The organism is Pseudoxanthomonas sp. 22568, from assembly GCF_052044485.1.
GTDB lineage: Bacteria > Pseudomonadota > Gammaproteobacteria > Xanthomonadales > Xanthomonadaceae > Pseudoxanthomonas_A > Pseudoxanthomonas_A beigongshangi.
Genome location: NZ_JBQENC010000005.1, coordinates 209,993 through 227,211 on the forward strand (window position 1 = coordinate 209,993; position 17,219 = coordinate 227,211).

Sequence of the window (17,219 nt, forward strand, 5' to 3'; positions counted from 1 at the left end):
GAAGGCCCGGTGGTTGCCGGGCCGGCGCGCGCTAGGCCAGTTCCAGCCAGTCCATGACCACCTGGCGCGCCTCGTCCACGCCCTGCTTGGACTCGGAGGAGAACACCTGCACGCCGACACTGTCGCCGAAGGCGGAGAACAGCTCCTTCTTCACCGCCTGCAGGGTCTGCGACTGCTGGCCGCGGCCGAGCTTGTCGGCCTTGGTCAGCAGCGCGTGCGCCGGCAGCCCGCGCTGGACCGCATAGCCCAGCATCTGCCGGTCGTAGTCCTTGAGCGGATGGCGGATGTCCATCACCACCACCAGGCCCTTGAGCGCGTCGCGGCGCTGGAAGTAGTCCTGGATGAAGGCTTGCCAGTGCGCCTGAAGTTCCTGCGGCACCTTGGCGTAGCCGTAGCCCGGCAGATCCACCAGATGGCGGTCCGGCTGGACCTCGAAAAACACCAGTTGCTGGGTCCGGCCCGGCGTCTTGGACACCCGGGCCAGCGCGTTGTGGCGGGTCAGCGCGTTCAGTGCGCTGGACTTGCCGGCGTTGGAACGGCCGGCGAAAGCCACTTCCCGGCCGCTATCGGGCGGGAGCTGGCGGAAATTGTGCGCCGAGAGCAGGTAGCGGGCGGAATTGAGCAGGTTCGACATGCCACTAGGATGGCATGGGCGGGCCGCGGACTGGGCCGCCGGACGGCGATCGCGGCCCGGATCCGCCGTTCCGGCGCATCCGAATTGACCGCGGAGCCCCCCCGCAGGGATAATTCCGGGGTTTCGCGGCCGCCATGGGGCGCCGCTTCTTGAAGGTTTTCGGAGCTTTAGCACATGCGCCACGCTCGCGTTTGGGGACTTGCAGGACTGGCCATTGCGGCCGTTGGGGCGGTTGCCTATGCACAGACCACGGTCGTACCGGTGCCGGACAATGCGCCGGTGGAGACCGCGTCGCTGGATGTCGATCTGACCAAGACCACCTGGGGCGACGCCAAGGCCGGCCAGACCAAGGCCGCCGCCTGCGCCGCCTGCCATGGCGCCGACGGCAACCCGACCGATCCGCAGTACCCGCGCATCGCCGGCCAGAGCGAGCGCTACATCGCCCGCCAGCTGGCGCTGTTCGCCGATGGCCAGCGCACCGGTGGCCTGGCCGCGGTGATGGTGCCGTTCGCCCAGACCCTCAGCGCGCAGGACATGCGCGATGTCGGCGCCTACTTCGCCACCCAGAAGGCCGGTGCCGGCCTGGCCGACGATTCGGTCGTCGCCGACGGCGTCTACAAGGACATGAAGTTCTACGAGATCGGCCAGAAGCTCTACCGCACCGGCGACGCCAGCCGCGGCGTTCCGGCCTGCATGGCCTGCCACGGCCCCACCGGCGCCGGCAATCCGGGCCCGGCCTATCCGCACATCGGCGGCCAGCAGCAGGCCTACGTGGTCCGCCGCCTGCAGGAGTACCAGGCGGGCACGACCACCGAGAAGGATCCCACCCATTTCAACACCATGGCGCAGGTCGTCCACTCGCTGACCGAGCAGGAAATCCAGGCACTGGGCAGCTATCTGCAGGGCCTGCACGACCGCGCCGACGACGAGGCCGCCGCGAAGACCACGACCGCCAAGAAGTCGTGAACTTCGCCGCTTCGTCGCGGTCCTGATTCACAGCTCCTGTTCATTGCGCCGGCCCCACCATGGCCGGCGTTTCTTTTTCCAGCGCCCGTGGAGGAAACCCCATGAAGACCCGCCTGACCCTGCGCCTCGTGTTGTCGGCGCTGTTCTCGCTGTTGCCGATGCTGGCGCTGGCCGCCGACGCACCGGCGCCGAAGGAAGGCGTGGACTACGAGGTCATTCCCGACGGCAAGCCGTTCGCGCCGGTCAAGGGCAAGGTCGAAGTGGCGGAGGTGTTCTCCTACGCCTGCATCCATTGCGCCCATTTCGAACCCAAGCTGCAGGCCTGGAAGCGCAAGCAGGGCCCGGCCGTGCAACTGGTGCAGGTACCGGCGGCGCTGTCCTCCTCCTGGGTGCCGTATGCGCGCGCCTACTACGCCGCCGAAATGAGCGGCGTGCTGGGCAAGACCCACGCGGCGGTGTTCGCGGCGCTGCACGAAACCGGCGCGCTACCGATGAACAATCCCTCGGCCGATGAACTGGTCACGTTCTATGCCGGCTACGGCGTGGACCGCGCGCGCTTCAATGCGCTGCTGCGCGGCCCGGAAGTGGACGCGCGGCTGGAGAAGGCGCGTGCCTTCGCCATGGCCAGCGGCGTGCGCGGCACGCCCACGCTGGTCGTCAACGGCAAGTACCGCGTCACCGGCGGCAGCACCTACGACGACGTGCTGCGCATCACCGATTGGCTGGTCGCCCGCGAGCGCGGCGCCCGCAAGTAACGTAATGCGGGTGACACCATCTCGCCCGCGGCACAGAATGTGCGGTCCCTTTGCGGGCCTCGGCGCCCGCCCCCGAACCTTTCCCATGCTGGAGTCAGTGCCATGAAACTTCGTCCGCTCCTGATGACGCTCGCCCTGCTGCCGCTGCTGGCGGCCTGTGGCCAGACCAACGCCCCCGGCGCGACCACGCCGGCCACCGAGACCGCCCCCGCCACCGCGCCGGCCGCGGAAACCCCGGCACCGGGCACCGACGCCGCCGCCCCGGCTGAAACCCCCGCCGCGCCGGCCGAAGGTGCCGCGCCGGCCGCCACCGATACCCCGGCGCCGGCCAATGCGCCCGCGCCGGTCGCGCCGTCCGGTCCCGCGCCGGTCGCCGGCGTCGACTACGAGCTGATTCCGAACGGCCAGCCCTACGCGCCGCTCAACGGCAAGATCGAAGTGGTGGAAGTGTTCGGCTATGTCTGCCCGGCCTGCGCCAGCTTCCAGACCCAGATCATGCCGTGGCGCAAGACGCTGCCGGCCGACGTCCGCCTGACCTACGTCCCGGTCGCCTTCGGTCCGGAATGGTTGCCGTACGCGCAGGCCTACTACGCCGCCGAGAGCAAGGGTCTGGTCGAACGCACCCATGACACGGTGTTCGCCAAGATCCACGCCGAGCGCAGCCTGCCGGGCGAGGGCAGGAAGCCGGACCCGGCCAAGGTCGCCGAGTTCTATGCCGGTTACGGCGTCAACGCCAAGGAATTCCTGGGCCTGATGAACAGCTTCGGCATCAATGCCAAGGTCAACCGCGCCAAGCAGTTCGCGATCCAGTCCGGCGTCAACAGCACGCCCAGCCTGGTCGTCAACGGCAAGTACAAGGTGAAGGGCCGCAGCTTCGAGGACATGCTGCGCATCACCGATCACTTGATCGCGCAGGAACGCGCCGCCAAGTAAGCCGCACCCCCAGGTAACCCCCGCCCCCACCATGACGACGATGTCCGGCAAGCGCCGGTTGCGGGTGCTCAGCGCCAACATCCAGGCCGGCTCCAGCACCCGCCGCTACAGCGACTATGTGACCCGCAGCTGGTCACATGCGCTGCCTGCCGGCAACAAGCGGGGCAGCCTGGACGCCATCGCGCAGCTCGCCGGCGAACACGACATCGTCGGCCTGCAGGAGGCGGATCCGGGGAGCCTGCGTTCGGGATTCACCAACCAGACCCACTATCTGGCCGAGCGCGCGGGCTTCGACTACTGGACCCACCAGCCCAACCGCAACGTCGGGCGGGTGGCATCCAGCGCCAACGGCCTGTTGAGCCGGCTGGAACCGGTGGAAGTCAGCGACCACGCGCTGCCCGGCCGCATCAGCGGCCGCGGCGTGCTGGTGGCGCGGTTCGGCGATGGCGACGAAGGCCTCACCGTCGCCGTCGCGCACCTGTCGCTGGGCGCCAATTCGCGGCGCGCGCAGTTGTCGTTCATCGCCGAACTGCTGTCGGATCATCCGCACGCCGTGCTGATGGGCGACTTCAACTGCATGCCCGACACACCGGAAATGGACGTGCTGTACCGGAACACCCGGCTGCGTCCGCCGCAGCACCGGATTCCGACCTTTCCCAGCTGGCGCCCGCAGCGCGCCATCGATCACATCCTGATCAGCGAAGCGCTGGTCGCCGACGGCGCGCGCGCGATGCCCGCCGCCAATTCGGATCATCTCGCCCTGGCGATGAGCATCGACGTGCCCGCCGAAGCCCTGCGCTGAGCAACGGATTCCCGGCCGCGGTCAGCCCGCGACCAGGATGCTGATCCCCATCACCACCATGAAGATCGCGAACACCCGCTTCAGCGCGGTGCCGCCGATGGCGTGCGCGAGCCGGGTGCCCCACGGCGCGGCCAGTACCGACGCCACCGCCACGCCGATTGCCGCCGGCAGGTAGACATAGCCCACCGCGTGTGCCGGCAGGGCGCCGGGAGGGGCATGCAATGCATAGCCCAGCGCGCTGCCAATCGCGATCGCCACGCCGCAGGCGCTCGACGTGCCCACCGCGCGGACCGGCGCGATACCGTGCCAGACCAGCACCGGCACGGTCATGCTGCCGCCACCGATACCGACCACCGCCGACACCGCGCCGATGCCGGTGCCGACCGCGGTCATCGGCCAACCGCGCGGTGGTGGCACGGGCCCCGCCGCGCCGGCACCGTTGCGTGTTTTCCCGAACGCCATCTGCGCACCGGCGATCAGGCAGTAGATCGCCACCACCCAGCGCAGCACGTTGTCGTCCAGATACACCGCCAGCCCGCTGCCGAGCCAGCCACCCAGCAGCAGTCCCGGCACCATCCAGGCCACCGTCGGCCACATCACGCTGCCGCGCCGGTGATGCGCGTACGCCGACGAAGTCGCGGTCAGCACGATGCTCGCCAGCGAACTGGCCAGCGCCGCGTGCATGGCCGCTTCCTTAGGGATGCCGAACAGCGGCAGCACCCATACCAGTGCGGCCACCAGCACCAGCCCGCCGCCGATGCCGAGCAGGCCGGCCAGCACCCCGGCAACCACGCCCAGCAACGGGAAAATCCAGAAATGCTCCAAACGCAATCTCCTTCCATCAAGCACGCACGCGACCGTTCAGCCGGCTCCGGTATATTCCGGCCATGAACCGTCCCACCCCACTCATCGTACTCGCTGCGGCGCTCGCGCTCCTGCCCCTGGCCGCCGTCCACGCGCAGAACCTAGATGCGCAACGGCCACAATTGCGCGCGGCGCTGGAAGCCGCCGAGCGTGGGCAGTTCAACGCCGCGCAGTATGCAAGCCTGGCCTCGCACCCGGTCTATGGCTGGGTCGAACTGGCCTCGCTGCGCCGCGACGTCGACAAACTGCCCACCTCGCAGGCGCAGGGTTTCCTCAAGCGCTACGAAGGCCAGGCGGTGGCGGAGAACTTCCGCGCCCTGTGGCTGGCGTCGCTGGCCCGCCGGCAGGACTGGCCGACGTTCCTCGGCGCATGGAAGCCCACCGAAAACACCACCCTGCGCTGCGCCGAGCTGGATGCGCGCCAGGCCACCGGCCGCGCCGACGCGCAGTGGGTCAAGGACGCGCAGGCGTTGTGGCGCGGCGCGGCCAAATCGCTGCCGGACGGTTGCGATCCGGTGTTCGCGATCCTCGCCAACAAGGGCGGCCTGCCACCCGCGCTGCGCTGGGAGCGCATCGACGCGGCCGCCGCCGAGAGCCAGACCGCGGTGATGCGCACCGCCGCGCGCGGCCTGCCGGGAGACGAAGCCGTGCTGGCCAACGACTACGCCGCCTTCATCGACGCCGTGCACGCGCGCGCCTTGAACTGGCCGAAGACCGATCGCAGCCGGCGCATGGCCAGCTATGGCCTGGCGNGACCCCGGCGCCGCCGAGACCCAACTGCCCCAATACGCCAGTGCGCTGGGCATGACTGAAGCCGATCGCGGCCGCGTGCTCTACCAGATCGCCCTGTGGACGGTGGCGTCCTACGAGCCGGATTCGGCGCGCCGCCTCAATGCCGTTCCCGAGTCGGCCTACGACGAACGCCTGCACGAATGGCGCGTACGCGAGGCGATGGCGCGTGGCGACTGGCGCGCCGCGCTGGTCGCGTTGCGCAAGATGCCGGCCAAGCAGCGCGAGGACTCGCGCTGGCGCTATTTCGAGGCACGCATGGCCGAGAAGACCGGTGACGCCGCCGCCGCGCAGCCCTTGCTGCGCGAGGCCGCGCGCGCGCCGACCTTCCACGGCTTCCTCGCCGCGGACCGGCTCAAGCAGCCCTACGCGCTGTGCCCGTGGATTCCCAACGACGGCAAGGCGGCCAAGGACGCAATCGCCCGCGATCCCGCCATCGTCCGCGCGATGGAACTGTGGAAGCTGGAGCGTTCCGGCTGGGCGGTCGCCGAATGGAACAGCGCGCTGTCGCGTTTCGACGACACCCAGCGTCGCATCGCGGTGGAAGTGGCGCAGGACAACGGCTGGTTCGATCGCGCGGTGTTCTCGCTGGGCAAGCGTCCGGACGAACAGCGCCTGTACCAGTTGCGCTTCCCGCTGCACCACGGCGAGACCATCCGTCGCGAATCCGCCCGCCATGCGCTGGACCCGGCCTGGGTGGCCGCCGAGATCCGCGCCGAGAGCGTGTTCAATCCGCGCGCCCGTTCCGGCGCCAACGCGATGGGCCTGATGCAGGTCGTGCCCGCCACCGGCGCGGCCACCGCCAAGCGCCTGGGCCTGCCCTGGGGCGGCGCCGCCAGCCTGTACGATTCGGACACCAACATCGCGCTGGGCACCGCCTACCTGCGCGAAATGGAAAACAAGTACGGCGTTCCCTATGTCGCCATCGCCGCCTACAACGCCGGTCCCACCCCGACCGCGCGCTGGCAGTCGCAGCGACCCGGCTACGATCCGGATATCTGGATCGAGACCATCAGCTACAAGGAAACCCGCGAATACGTCGCCCGTATCCTCGCCTTCAGCGTGATCTACGACTGGCGCCTCAACGGCAATGCCCTGCCGGTCAGCGACCGCATGCTCGGCAAGCTCGACGGCAAGCGCCGCGAGTTCGCCTGCCCGGATGCGCGCATGCCGAAGAGCTGATCCTCCCGCCACTATCCGGCATCATGCGCGCATGAAGACCTATCTCGTCGGCGGCGCGGTGCGTGATCGGTTGCTGGGCCTCGAGGCCGGCGACCGCGACCATGTGGTGGTCGGCGCCACGCCCGCGCAGATGCTGGCGCTGGGCTACAAGCAGGTGGGCCAGGATTTCCCGGTGTTCCTGCATCCGGACAGTGGCGAGGAATACGCGCTGGCGCGGACCGAGCGCAAGCGCGGACGCGGGTATCGGGGGTTCGAGGTCGATGCCGATCCCTCGGTCACCCTGGAAGAGGATCTGCAGCGGCGCGATTTCACCATCAACGCGATTGCCGAGGATGAGGACGGCCGCATCGTCGATCCCTGCGGTGGCGCGAAGGATCTGGACGCACGCCTGCTGCGGCATGTGGGCCCGGCCTTCGTCGAGGATCCCCTGCGGGTACTGCGCGCGGCCCGCTTCATGGCCCGGCTGGCGCCACTGGGCTTCACGATCGCGCCGGAAACGATGGCGCTGATGCGGGAGATGGCGGCCAGTGGCGAGCTCGACACACTGGTACCGGAACGGGTCTGGCAGGAACTGCGCCGCGCATTGGCCTGCGCGCGTCCCTCCGCCTTCCTGCGCACCCTGCACGAAGCCGGCGCGCTGGCCAGCGTGTTGCCCGAGGTGGACGCACTGTACGGCGTGCCGCAGCGCGCCGAATACCATCCCGAAATCGATACCGGCGTGCACCAGCAGATGGTCAGCGACATGGCCGCGAGACTGGCGCCGGGTGACGATCTGGTCGGCTTCGCCGCGCTCTGCCACGACCTGGGCAAGGCGCTCACGCCAGAGCAAGAGCTGCCGCGCCACGTCATGCACGAACAACGCGGGGTCGCGCCGGTGCTGGCATTGTGCGAACGGTTGAAGGTTCCGCTGGAACATCGCGACCTGGCAGTGATTGCCTGCCGCGAGCATCTCAACGTGCATCGCCTGGACGAACTGCGCGACGCCACCGTCTTCGAACTTCTGTCGCGCTGCGATGCGTTCCGCCGGCCCGAACGCATCGCGAGGCTAGCGCTGGTTTGCGAGGCCGACAAGCGCGGCCGGCTCGGCAACGAGGACACGGACTATCCACAGGGGCCGGCGCTGGTGCGCCTGCTCGCGGCCGCGATGGCGGTGAATGCCCGCGAGTTCGCCGCCGCGGGTCTCAGCGGACCCCGGATCGGCGAGGAACTGAGACGCGCCCGTATCCACGCGATTGCCGCCGCACGCCAGTCCATCGCGCCCGCCGGGACCTGATCCCCCCGGGGGCTGCGACGCAGCGTTCCATGAGATGCTTGCAATTAAATAGCGCACTATGTAAATTGCACGGCCATGAGCAAGCCGACCGCCACCGCCAAAGCGTCTCCCGCCAATCCGTTGGCGCTGGACAACCAGCTGTGCTTCGCGCTCTATTCGGCGCAGTTGGCGCTCAACAAGGTGTACCGGCAGTTGCTGGGCAAGTTGGGCCTGACCTACCCGCAATACCTGGTGATGCTGGTCCTGTGGGAAGGCGACGCGCTGACCGTCTCGCAGATCGGCGAGCGCCTGTTCCTGGATTCGGCGACCCTGACTCCCCTGCTCAAGCGGCTGGAGGCTGGTGGCCTGATCGTCCGGGAGCGCGCACGCGAGGACGAGCGCCAGGTCATCATCAGCCTCACCGCGCAGGGCCGCGCGTTGAAACAGAAGGCTCGAAGTATTCCGGAGGCGCTGCTATGCGCATCCGGCTGCAATCCCCGCGAAGTCACGGGGCTGAAGTCCCAGTTGGAAGCCCTGCGTGACAATCTGGGAGCAAATGCATGAGTCGCTTTTTCTTCCCCATGTAAGTAGTACGCTATTAAATAGCAAACAAATTACCGGTCGTGGCGCCCGGCTCCGCCGCCACTTTCCTCCACGGAGACTCCCATGTCGATCGAGAAAGTCCTCTATACCGCCCACGCCACCGCCACCGGCGGCCGCGACGGCCGCGCCGTGTCCTCGGACAACGTGCTGGACGTGAAGCTCACCACGCCGCGCGAACTCGGTGGCGCTGGTGGTGACGGTACCAATCCGGAACAGCTGTTCGCCGCCGGCTACTCAGCCTGCTTCCTCGGCGCGCTGAAGTTCGTCGCCGGTCAGGCCAAGGCCAAGCTGCCGGCCGAGACCCGCATCGACGGCAGCGTCGGCATCGGCCAGATTCCGGGTGGTTTCGGCATCGAGGCCGAACTGCGCATCCACCTGCCGGGGCTGCCCCGCGAGGAGGCCGAGGCGCTGGTGCAGCAGGCGCACCAGGTGTGCCCGTACTCCAATGCCACCCGCGGCAACATCGACGTGCGTCTGGTGGTCGTCGACTGATTTGCCTTGAGGCGCGTCCGCCGGTGTTCGCCGGCGGACGTCAGCCGCGATTGGGCGTGAGCTTCAGCAGGCGCGCATCCGCTCCGTCTTCCAGCAACCAGATCGCGCCGTCGGGCCCCTGTTCGACTTCGCGAATGCGACGTCCCATCGGATAGCGCTTCACTTCGCGCGGCGTGTCACCGAACTCCACCTGGATCAACGCCTGCGACGCGAGACCGCCGATGAAACCACGCCCACGGAAGTACGGAAACAGATCCGCCTGGTAGATGATGAACCCGGCCGGCGCGATCACCGGCGTCCATGAAATCTCCGGCGCGTTGAATTCGGGTCGGGTCGGATGATCCGGAATCGGGCTGCCATCGTAATTGTCGCCGTTGGAAACGATCGGCCAGCCATAGTTGGAGCCGCGCTCGATCAGGTTCAGTTCGTCGCCGCCAGCCGGTCCCATTTCGTGCGTCCACAGCCTGCCCGACGGATCGAACGCCAATCCCAGTACGTTGCGGTGTCCAAGTGACCAGACCTGCGCCGCTACCCCGCCCTGGTTGGCGAAGGGATTGTCGGGCGGCACGCTGCCATCGTCATTGAGCCGGATGATCTTGCCGAGATTGCTCTGCATGTCCTGCGCGGGCGAAGCCTTCTGGCGCTCGCCGGAACTGATCCACAGCTTGCCCTGCGCATCGAACAGCATGCGGTGGCTGTAGTGGGCGTCGCCGGTGACCTTGGGTACCTGCCGCCAGATCACCTGCAATCCTTCCAGCCGACCGGTGTTGGCGCCGGCATCGATCACCAGCCGCGCCCGCGCCACCGCCGCGCCACGCGTGCTGTTGGCACCCGGCTCCGCATAGCTCACGTAGATCATCCCGTTGTCGGCGAACCGGGGATGCAGGATCACGTCGCCGAAGCCACCCTGGCCGCCATAGGCCACGGTGGGAACGCCGGCGATCTCGCCTCCCTGCCCGGTGGCGGGATTCAGCAGGCGCAGGCGCCCGGGCTTCTCGGTCACCAGCAAGCGACCATCCGGCAAAAAGGTCATCGCCCACGGCTGGTCGAAGCGCGCGACTTCGGTGCTGACGAAGGGGGGATCGGGAATCCGCAATGCGGGCTGCGTCCCGCCGGTCACCTGCGGTGCCGCCTGGGCAGCCATCGTCTCGCGTGACGAAGCAGTCGGCAGGCGGTGGACCAACAATGCTGGCTGCGCTGCCTCTTTCCGTTCCGAAGCAACATTGACGGCTGCAACAGAACTACCGTCGCACGCCGCCAGGATCAGTAATACACCAGCGATCAAACTTGAGACGTTCACGAGCAGGACTCCCCTGACGGCAACGCCTTTCTACTCCTTTTGATCGTGTTGGGCGTGAATAGGGCAAAGCCTGGAGGAAGTTACCCTTTGCCCGGACGTACGCCCCGCTAGTGCGGCTCGCTATTGGTCGTAATCGAAAGTGGGCGGAGGTAGGCGTCGTAGCAGTACGCGGTTGATTGCAGACAGCCTTGGTTGATTTTCCATACGAACTTGCGCCCATCCTGGATGATTTCTTTCTGCACAAGAGGCCGGTTCGAGTTCATGAAAGCACCTGCCCAGCCGTAGGTTCGGCTCGACATCTCGCCGCCTGGAATTCCCGGATAGTTCTGACCCTGCACCGTACTGGCGTATGTATAGTTGATGGTTCGCAACGTAGAACCTTGGTCACCGTGCGTTTCCTGCAACAGCTGACCATAGTTGGTGCTTTTATCCGTACCGAATCGATAACGTTGAACCTTCCCGTCACTTCCCTGAACCGTCGTTTCCGCTATGAATGGCGGAACCCAGCCGGGGCTATAGGTGTAGGTCCACGTCTGGGTAGCGAGGCCAGGCCCGGAGATGGTTTTTTCAAACAATGAAGACGTTAGATACGCACTTGGAGGGCCATCGAGCCGCGGGTAGTTGTTGAAACCGTAAAAGTGCCCATGAACAATGAGCTCGCAACGCCGTGGCTCATCCTGAGTCTGCTTGGTTCCATGTATCAGCGGCCGAACTTTGAACTCTCCCTTGGCCCCCGATGGGTGATAAATCCGCAGCCAGCTCCAGATACGGGGTTGCACGAAACTTGACTTCTCATCAATGTTGAGCTGGCACTTTGCCCACATGGCATCTGCTTTGGAATAATGGAGCTCCTTGTAGTCGGAACCATACTCGAACGCCCATTTACTCTGGTCGGGAAGAATGACTTCACGAAGGCGCTTCAATGAACCGAAGGATTCGTACACGTAACGCCAGACGCGTCCGTTTGCCGTCGCGGTATCTATCTGCCCCGACGCGGTGTAGGTCATGGACACGGAGTTTCCATCACTGGACTGGATGCTCAGCAATCGGTGCGGATTGGCGGGGTCATAGGTGTACCGCACATAGTTGCCAAAGCGGTCGGTAGCCTCTGTTGCAAACAGGTAGTACACGCTCCTGGGAACGACCACCTGAGTTGCACATTGGGTCGCTGCTGTTCCACCGCCCCAATAAGCATGTGCCTGACGAGAAGCGAAGACCCCTTGTCCATCGGACGTATGGCATGAAACGTCCAAGAGGTTGGCCGTAGGTCGAGAAGCCAGCCAATCGAAACGGTAGGTTGCCCCGTCCGGTAACACTATCGCGAATCCTTCTCCGCTACCACCAGCCGCCAAGGGCACGCACCGTGCGCGCCAATGCGAAGGTGTCACCTTGTAATAAGTGTTGCTGTCGGCTGGCATGGAGTTTGCAAAACCGACAGGAGGATTCAGCAGCGGCTCGGTGCCGTAACCCGGAATATTGGCGGTGATGCCGTTATGGTAATCCCAAGCCTCGTAGATCACGTTGCTCCAGAGGGCGATTCCCGTCACATACGGCAATACCTCTCCCCGGCTGCAGCGTAGGTTGCTGTAGTCGCCGCCTATCCATCCCACCCTGGCGTCACCCACCATCTTCAGATAGGGAACATCCAAATCCCACATCACCCCAAACGGCGCATTGCCCGCGTGAGTGGCCGTGTTGCGCCCCTGTTGGTCGGCCGCCTGGTCCTGGATGCTGAGCGTTCGACCCAGGCGAATAGGAAGGCCATGATTAGCGCTCAGGGAGATATCCGTCTGCTGAAACGACAGCCCGCCATCAAGAAGGCTTACTTGGTCACCGAACAGATCGTTCGTCAAAGGCTGGATATTCGCCGTCGGACGCAGGCTCTTGTTGTATTGGTCGATGACCGATTGGCCGTAGGTTGTATTGCTTAACAACAGAAAGGAGAGGAAAACAAAACAAGACCGAAAAACAACCAACTTCCTGTCAGCGTCCATTCCTCTCTCCGACAATCGACCGAGATGATTCCATAGGGTCGATGACATTTCTCGCTTGCCAGGGTCCGGAACAATTGGCAAGAAACGTCATCGTGACGCCAGAGACTAGAGGAACATCATGCTTCGAACAAGGGGTTGTCTCTTCTTGACGCGGGTATGAGGAAACGCGCCCATCTAATGCAGCTCGTTGTCCTGAAATGGGATTCAGCCCCTTTATAGCATCGGGGTGATTGAGTGACCTCAGACCTTCAGGTACCAGCGCCGGTAGTCCATCAGACGGACAATCAGCCACCACACCAGCACGAAGGCCACCGCGAACGCGAGCGAAGGCAGGTAGGGACCGAACCGGGGAGTCATCCAGTCGGCGAATCCGTGCCGGTAGATCGCCTGCATCCAGCCCAGCGCGGAGAACGCGTAGACCATGACCGCGGAGCCGGCGTAGGCGGCGATCGCGTTGACGCCGAAGCTGCGCCCCCAGGGCCGCATGCCCTTTCGGTCGATGGCCACATGGGCGAGCCACAGCGCCAGCATCGCCCAACCCGCGGTCCACAGTACGTAGGACGAGGTCCACAGGTTCTTGTTCAACGGCACCGCCAGTGACCACAGTCCACCCGCGGCCAGCGCCAGCGCGGCGGCCGGCAGCAGCCGCCCGACCTGCTGGCGCCGCAGCCAGTCGCCGGCGCGCACGCCCAGCAGGGTCGTCGCGATGGCGGGCAGGGTGCTGATCAGACCTTCCGGATCATGGCCCCGCCCGGCGACGGGATCGAACTGGTAGAGCAACGGGCCGAACAAGGCGGTATCGACGCGGCTGGCCAGGTTGTCCAGTGGCGCGTAGCTGCCGCCCATCGCCAGCAGCGCCCAGTAACCCAGCAACAGGAACGCTGCAACCATCCATTGTCCGCGCGGGCGCAGGTACAGCACCATCGCGCCGGCGGCGATGAAACACAGGCCGATCCGCTGCAACACGCCCCAGGGCCGGAACCACGGCTTGTCGAGCCACCAGAACGCCAGCAGGTGGAGCAGCAGGCCGATGGCGATGATCTTCGTGCCGCGCCAGAGCACCGCGCGCAGCAAGGCACCGCGATCGCCGCCGGCTTCCAGCCGCGGCGAGACACCCAGCGAAATCGACACGCCGACGATGAACAGGAAGAACGGGAAGATCAGATCGGTCGGCGTGCAGCCATGCCACTCGGCGTGCATCAGCGGCGCATACACATGCCCCCAGTCGCCGGGATCATTGACCAGCAGCATCGCCGCCACGGTGAGGCCACGCAATGCGTCTACCGAAGAGAAGCGCTGCGGCGCCTTCGTGCTCATCTCCACTGCGCTCCGTCGGCGACCGCGATATCAGCCCGCGTGCGCGGCGTGCTGGCCGTCGATCCAGGTCGCCGCCACCTGCAACCGCTCGTCCAGCGCGACCAGGTTCGCGCGGAAGCCGGTGGCGATACGGCCGTGGGTGGCGGACAGTCCGAGGAACTCGGCCGGATAGGTCGAGGCCATGCGCGCGGCTTCGGCCAACGGCAGTCCCAGCAGGTTCACCGCGTTGCGCACCGCCATCGCCATGTCCAGCGCGGAACCGGCAAGCGAACCAGCCGCGTTGCGGACCACGCCGTCCACGGCGGTGATGGTCTCGCCATACAGTTCGTAGCTGGGATCGTCGGAACCCACCGGCGGCATCGCGTCGGTTACCAGGAACACCTTGCCGCGCGGCTTGGCCGCCAGCGCGACCCGCAGGCTGCCCGGATGCACGTGGTGGCCGTCGGCGATGATGCCGACCCAGCTGTCGGGATCCTCCAGCGCGGCGCCGACCGCGCCGGGTTCGCGTCCCTGCAGCGGCGACATCGCGTTGTACAGATGGGTGAAACCGCGGATGCCCACGGCCAGGCCGGCGCGGATTTCCTCGTAGCTGCCGGCGGTATGGCCGGCGGCGACGACCGCGCCGCGCGCCACCAGCGCATGGATGGTTTCGGTCGGCAGGCGTTCGGGCGCGAGCGTGATCAGGGTGACGCCATTGTCCAGCGACGAGGCGAGTTCGATCTCCGCCGCGTCCGGCACGCGGAACTTGCCCGCATCGTGGGTGCCCTTGCGCGCCGGGGCCAGGTACGGCCCTTCCAGGTGGATGCCGAGCACCCCGGGCACGCCCTCGGCGATCGCCTGGCGGGTCGCGGCGACGGCTTCGCGCATCACTTCGAGATCATCGCTGATCAGGGTCGGCAGGAAACCGGTGGTACCGAACCGGCGGTGCGCTTCGCCAATGCGGCGGATCGCCTCCACCGTCGGCGTATTGTTGAACAGCGCGCCACCGCCGCCGTTGACCTGGGCATCGATGAAGCCCGGCACCAGCCATGCACCGCGCAGATCGTGGCGCGGCAAATCGGCGGGCAAATCCGCTTCCGGCAGTATCGAAACGATATCGCCGCCGTCGATGACCACCGCCACGCCCTCGGCGAAGCCCTGCGCGGTCAGCACGCGGCCTTGGACAAGCGCGGTGCTCATACGGTTTCGGTGACCTTGTTCAGATGCGGCGGCACGTCGGGGTTGTAGCCGCGACGCAGCGCCAGCGCGTTGATTGCACGGTAGTAGCTCTGGATGGTCAGCAGCGGAGAGCAGGCCGGATGCGGTGCGCGCACCAGCGGCAGCGACTCGCCGGGACCGGCGGTCGGATCGGCTTCCTCCGAAGCCACCCACACCTGCGCGCCGCGGCCGCGGAACTCGCGCGCCAGCGCCAGGGTTCCGGCGCCGGTTTCATCCGGCTGGGCGAAGCACAGCACCGGGAAGCCCGGACCGACCAGTGCCATCGGACCGTGCTTCACTTCGGCCGAGCTGTAGGCTTCGGCGTGCAGGCCGCAGGTTTCCTTGAACTTGAGCGCGGCTTCCTGCGCGGCGGCCAGGCCCAGGCCACGGCCAAGCACGAACAGGTTGTGCGCATCCACCAGGCCGTCGGTGACCGGCGACCAGTCCGCCGCCCACGCCTGCCGCAGCGCGTCCGGCAGCAGCGGCAGCGCATCGCGCAGGGTCGCCTCGTCCTTCCAGTACGCGCCCAGTTGCAGGATCGCCGCCAGCGAACTCAGGTAGCTCTTGGTCGCCGCGACGCTGCGCTCCGGACCGGCGTGCAGCGGGATCACCGTGTCGGCCAGTCCCGCCAAAGGCGAATCCTCGACGTTGACGATTGCCACCACCCGCGCACCGGCCTCGGCGGCGGCGCGCGCGTTGTGCAGCAGATCCGGACTCTTGCCCGACTGCGAGATGACGATGTACAGCGCGTCCCTGAGCTTCTGCTTCGCTTCGTACACCGAGCCCACCGAGGGCGAGGCCGATGCGGTGACGAAACCCAGCTGGGTTTCGAACAGGTACTTGGCGTAGGTCGCGGCGTGATCGGAACTGCCGCGTGCGCAGGTCACCACGAACGGCGGCGGATTGGCGCGCAGATCCGCGGCCAGCGCGCGGATCGTGGCCTCGTTGCGCTGGTACTGCGCAGCGACCACGTCGGCGGTCTGCTGCGCCTCCTGGAACATCAGCGTATCGGCGGGAGCGGGAAGTGGGGAAACGTCGGTCATGTCGTGGGGTCGGGGCGTTCGGCGCGCAGGCGGACCGGCGCGGTGGATCCGCGCACCACCAGTTGCGGCACGAAGCCCTGGTTGTGCACGGGAGTGGGGTTGTCGTCGTAGGCGTCCTGCCGCAGCGTGGCGATCAACAGGCGCGCGGCCTGCTTGGCGATGTCCTCGGTGGCCTGCTTGGCGGTGGTCAGCGGCGGCCAGGACTGGCGCGAGAACGGACTGTCCTCGAAACCGGCGATGGACAGGTCGTAGGGCACGTTCATGCCCGCCGACTTGGCCGCCGCCAGCACGCCGGCGGCGATTTCGTCGTTGGAGCCGAAGATCGCCGTCGGCGGTTCGCGCAAGGCCAGCAGCCGGCGCGCACCGCGGAATCCGTCATCGAAGGTGTAGTCGCCGGGCACCACCAGGTGCTTGTCCAGCGGGATGCCGTAATCCTTCAACGCCTTCTCGTAGCCGTTGTAGCGCTCGATCGAGGAACGGTGCGCAAGCCCGCCCCAGAGGAAACCGATGCGCTGGTGGCCCAACTGGATCAGGTGCTCGGTGATCTCGTAGGCGGCGTCGTGATCGTCCACGTAGACGCAGGGCTGTCCGTCCTGCGGATCCTCGGTGGCGGCGATGATCCGCACCATCTTGACGCCGCGCGCGGCCAGCGCGTTCACCAGTTCCATCCGTTCGGACATCGGCGCGGTCAGCACCAGTCCGGCCAGGCGCGAGCGCTGCACGAACTCGGCCAGTTCCTCGGCCAGCAGCGGTGAAGTCGAGTCGCAGGGATGGATCTGCAGGCCGAAACCGGTTTCCCGGCACGCCGCCAACACGCCGTTCTGCACGCCGATGATGTGGTACGGGTTGGGGTTGTCGTAGACCAGCCCGATCACGAACGGCGTGCCGCTGCGCAGGTTGCGCGCGGATTGATCCGGTTCGTAGTCCAGTTCGGCGATGGCGTGCAGGACGCGCGCGCGCGTGCCCTGCATCACCGACGGCTCGTTGTTGATGACCCGCGAGACCGTCTTCAGCGAAACCTTGGCCCGCTCGGCGACATCCTTGATGGTGGGCCTGCGCATGCCGTTCTCAGCCATGGGAAATCTCCACGCGGTCC

15 protein-coding genes and 1 pseudogene are annotated in these 17,219 nt (G+C 66.8%); 8 read left to right on the top strand and 8 right to left on the bottom strand.

The features are described from left to right. Positions 1-31 precede the first annotated feature (31 nt). Entirely contained in the window at positions 32-634 is a 603-nt protein-coding gene (gene yihA, locus ACTJI2_RS08510) for a ribosome biogenesis GTP-binding protein YihA/YsxC (protein WP_183640504.1), read from the bottom strand. 174 nt (positions 635-808) lie between these two features. On the opposite strand from yihA, the gene ACTJI2_RS08515 reads away from it, so the two are divergent. From ACTJI2_RS08515 to ACTJI2_RS08530, 4 genes are all read left to right on the top strand, one after another. After that, positions 809-1,600 carry a c-type cytochrome gene (locus ACTJI2_RS08515; RefSeq protein WP_183640501.1) on the top strand — a complete coding sequence of 264 codons (792 nt, stop codon included), beginning with the start codon at positions 809-811 and terminating at the stop codon, positions 1,598-1,600. A gap of 101 nt (positions 1,601-1,701) precedes the next feature. Further along, positions 1,702-2,355 (top strand): thiol:disulfide interchange protein DsbA/DsbL, encoded by a 654-nt coding sequence (locus ACTJI2_RS08520; RefSeq protein ID WP_440841763.1) that lies wholly within the window; start codon positions 1,702-1,704, stop codon positions 2,353-2,355. A 102-nt stretch (positions 2,356-2,457) separates the two neighbouring features. Continuing rightward, positions 2,458-3,288, top strand: a complete 831-nt coding sequence (locus tag ACTJI2_RS08525) for a thiol:disulfide interchange protein DsbA/DsbL (protein ID WP_440841764.1) — start codon at positions 2,458-2,460, stop codon at positions 3,286-3,288. Between the two features lie 31 nt (positions 3,289-3,319). After that, complete coding sequence (locus ACTJI2_RS08530; RefSeq protein ID WP_440841765.1) at positions 3,320-4,090, top strand: endonuclease/exonuclease/phosphatase family protein; 771 nt, start codon at positions 3,320-3,322, stop codon at positions 4,088-4,090. 21 nt (positions 4,091-4,111) lie between these two features. Here ACTJI2_RS08530 and ACTJI2_RS08535 read toward each other — a convergent pair whose 3' ends face one another. Further along, entirely contained in the window at positions 4,112-4,915 is an 804-nt protein-coding gene (locus tag ACTJI2_RS08535; RefSeq protein ID WP_440841766.1) for a sulfite exporter TauE/SafE family protein, read from the bottom strand. 62 nt (positions 4,916-4,977) lie between these two features. Between ACTJI2_RS08535 and ACTJI2_RS08540 the strand changes: the two are divergent. From ACTJI2_RS08540 to ACTJI2_RS08555, 4 genes and pseudogenes are all read left to right on the top strand, one after another. After that, positions 4,978-6,925 (top strand): annotated as a pseudogene (locus ACTJI2_RS08540) (transglycosylase SLT domain-containing protein). 31 nt (positions 6,926-6,956) lie between these two features. Then, the gene (locus ACTJI2_RS08545; protein ID WP_192198108.1) at positions 6,957-8,198 is read left to right on the top strand and encodes a multifunctional CCA addition/repair protein; all 1,242 of its coding nucleotides are present in this window, start codon (positions 6,957-6,959) and stop codon (positions 8,196-8,198) included. A gap of 75 nt (positions 8,199-8,273) precedes the next feature. Then, complete coding sequence (locus ACTJI2_RS08550; RefSeq protein ID WP_203322300.1) at positions 8,274-8,741, top strand: MarR family winged helix-turn-helix transcriptional regulator; 468 nt, start codon at positions 8,274-8,276, stop codon at positions 8,739-8,741. A gap of 102 nt (positions 8,742-8,843) precedes the next feature. Then, on the top strand, positions 8,844-9,272 hold the full coding sequence (locus tag ACTJI2_RS08555) for an organic hydroperoxide resistance protein (protein ID WP_141454480.1): 429 nt from the start codon (positions 8,844-8,846) through the stop codon (positions 9,270-9,272). A 40-nt stretch (positions 9,273-9,312) separates the two neighbouring features. Here the strand turns inward: ACTJI2_RS08555 and ACTJI2_RS08560 are convergent, their stop codons facing one another. From ACTJI2_RS08560 to ACTJI2_RS08585, 6 genes are all read right to left on the bottom strand, one after another. Beyond that, positions 9,313-10,416: a PQQ-dependent sugar dehydrogenase gene (locus ACTJI2_RS08560; protein WP_440841767.1), complete on the bottom strand. Its 1,104-nt coding sequence runs from the start codon at positions 10,414-10,416 to the stop codon at positions 9,313-9,315. Between the two features lie 263 nt (positions 10,417-10,679). Further along, positions 10,680-12,566 carry a hypothetical protein gene (locus tag ACTJI2_RS08565; protein ID WP_440841768.1) on the bottom strand — a complete coding sequence of 629 codons (1,887 nt, stop codon included), beginning with the start codon at positions 12,564-12,566 and terminating at the stop codon, positions 10,680-10,682. 240 nt (positions 12,567-12,806) lie between these two features. Then, entirely contained in the window at positions 12,807-13,883 is a 1,077-nt protein-coding gene (locus tag ACTJI2_RS08570) for an acyltransferase family protein (protein WP_440841769.1), read from the bottom strand. A gap of 30 nt (positions 13,884-13,913) precedes the next feature. Next, a complete protein-coding gene (gene nagA / locus ACTJI2_RS08575) occupies positions 13,914-15,062 on the bottom strand; it encodes an N-acetylglucosamine-6-phosphate deacetylase (RefSeq protein WP_440841771.1) in 1,149 nt (382 codons plus the stop codon). Continuing rightward, entirely contained in the window at positions 15,059-16,123 is a 1,065-nt protein-coding gene (locus tag ACTJI2_RS08580) for an SIS domain-containing protein (protein WP_192198113.1), read from the bottom strand. Before ACTJI2_RS08580 ends, nagA begins: the two co-directional genes overlap by 4 nt. Continuing rightward, positions 16,120-17,184, bottom strand: a complete 1,065-nt coding sequence (locus ACTJI2_RS08585) for a LacI family DNA-binding transcriptional regulator (RefSeq protein ID WP_141454635.1) — start codon at positions 17,182-17,184, stop codon at positions 16,120-16,122. The genes ACTJI2_RS08580 and ACTJI2_RS08585 overlap by 4 nt, the downstream gene beginning before the upstream one ends. Between the last annotated feature and the right edge of the window lie 35 nt (positions 17,185-17,219).

Bases quoted from the DNA above. Each gene is read 5' to 3' on its own strand.
- ACTJI2_RS08580 (WP_192198113.1), bottom strand. From the start codon at position 16,123: ATGACCGACGTTTCCCCACTTCCCGCTCCCGCCGATACGCTGATGTTC.
- ACTJI2_RS08525 (WP_440841764.1), top strand. From the start codon at position 2,458: ATGAAACTTCGTCCGCTCCTGATGACGCTCGCCCTGCTGCCGCTGCTG.
- yihA (WP_183640504.1), bottom strand. From the start codon at position 634: ATGTCGAACCTGCTCAATTCCGCCCGCTACCTGCTCTCGGCGCACAAT.
- ACTJI2_RS08520 (WP_440841763.1), top strand. From the start codon at position 1,702: ATGAAGACCCGCCTGACCCTGCGCCTCGTGTTGTCGGCGCTGTTCTCG.
- ACTJI2_RS08530 (WP_440841765.1), top strand. From the start codon at position 3,320: ATGACGACGATGTCCGGCAAGCGCCGGTTGCGGGTGCTCAGCGCCAAC.
- ACTJI2_RS08515 (WP_183640501.1), top strand. From the start codon at position 809: ATGCGCCACGCTCGCGTTTGGGGACTTGCAGGACTGGCCATTGCGGCC.
- ACTJI2_RS08585 (WP_141454635.1), bottom strand. From the start codon at position 17,184: ATGCGCAGGCCCACCATCAAGGATGTCGCCGAGCGGGCCAAGGTTTCG.
- ACTJI2_RS08570 (WP_440841769.1), bottom strand. From the start codon at position 13,883: ATGAGCACGAAGGCGCCGCAGCGCTTCTCTTCGGTAGACGCATTGCGT.
- ACTJI2_RS08555 (WP_141454480.1), top strand. From the start codon at position 8,844: ATGTCGATCGAGAAAGTCCTCTATACCGCCCACGCCACCGCCACCGGC.
- nagA (WP_440841771.1), bottom strand. From the start codon at position 15,062: ATGAGCACCGCGCTTGTCCAAGGCCGCGTGCTGACCGCGCAGGGCTTC.
- ACTJI2_RS08565 (WP_440841768.1), bottom strand. From the start codon at position 12,566: ATGGACGCTGACAGGAAGTTGGTTGTTTTTCGGTCTTGTTTTGTTTTC.
- ACTJI2_RS08545 (WP_192198108.1), top strand. From the start codon at position 6,957: ATGAAGACCTATCTCGTCGGCGGCGCGGTGCGTGATCGGTTGCTGGGC.
- ACTJI2_RS08550 (WP_203322300.1), top strand. From the start codon at position 8,274: ATGAGCAAGCCGACCGCCACCGCCAAAGCGTCTCCCGCCAATCCGTTG.
- ACTJI2_RS08560 (WP_440841767.1), bottom strand. From the start codon at position 10,416: ATGGCTGCCCAGGCGGCACCGCAGGTGACCGGCGGGACGCAGCCCGCA.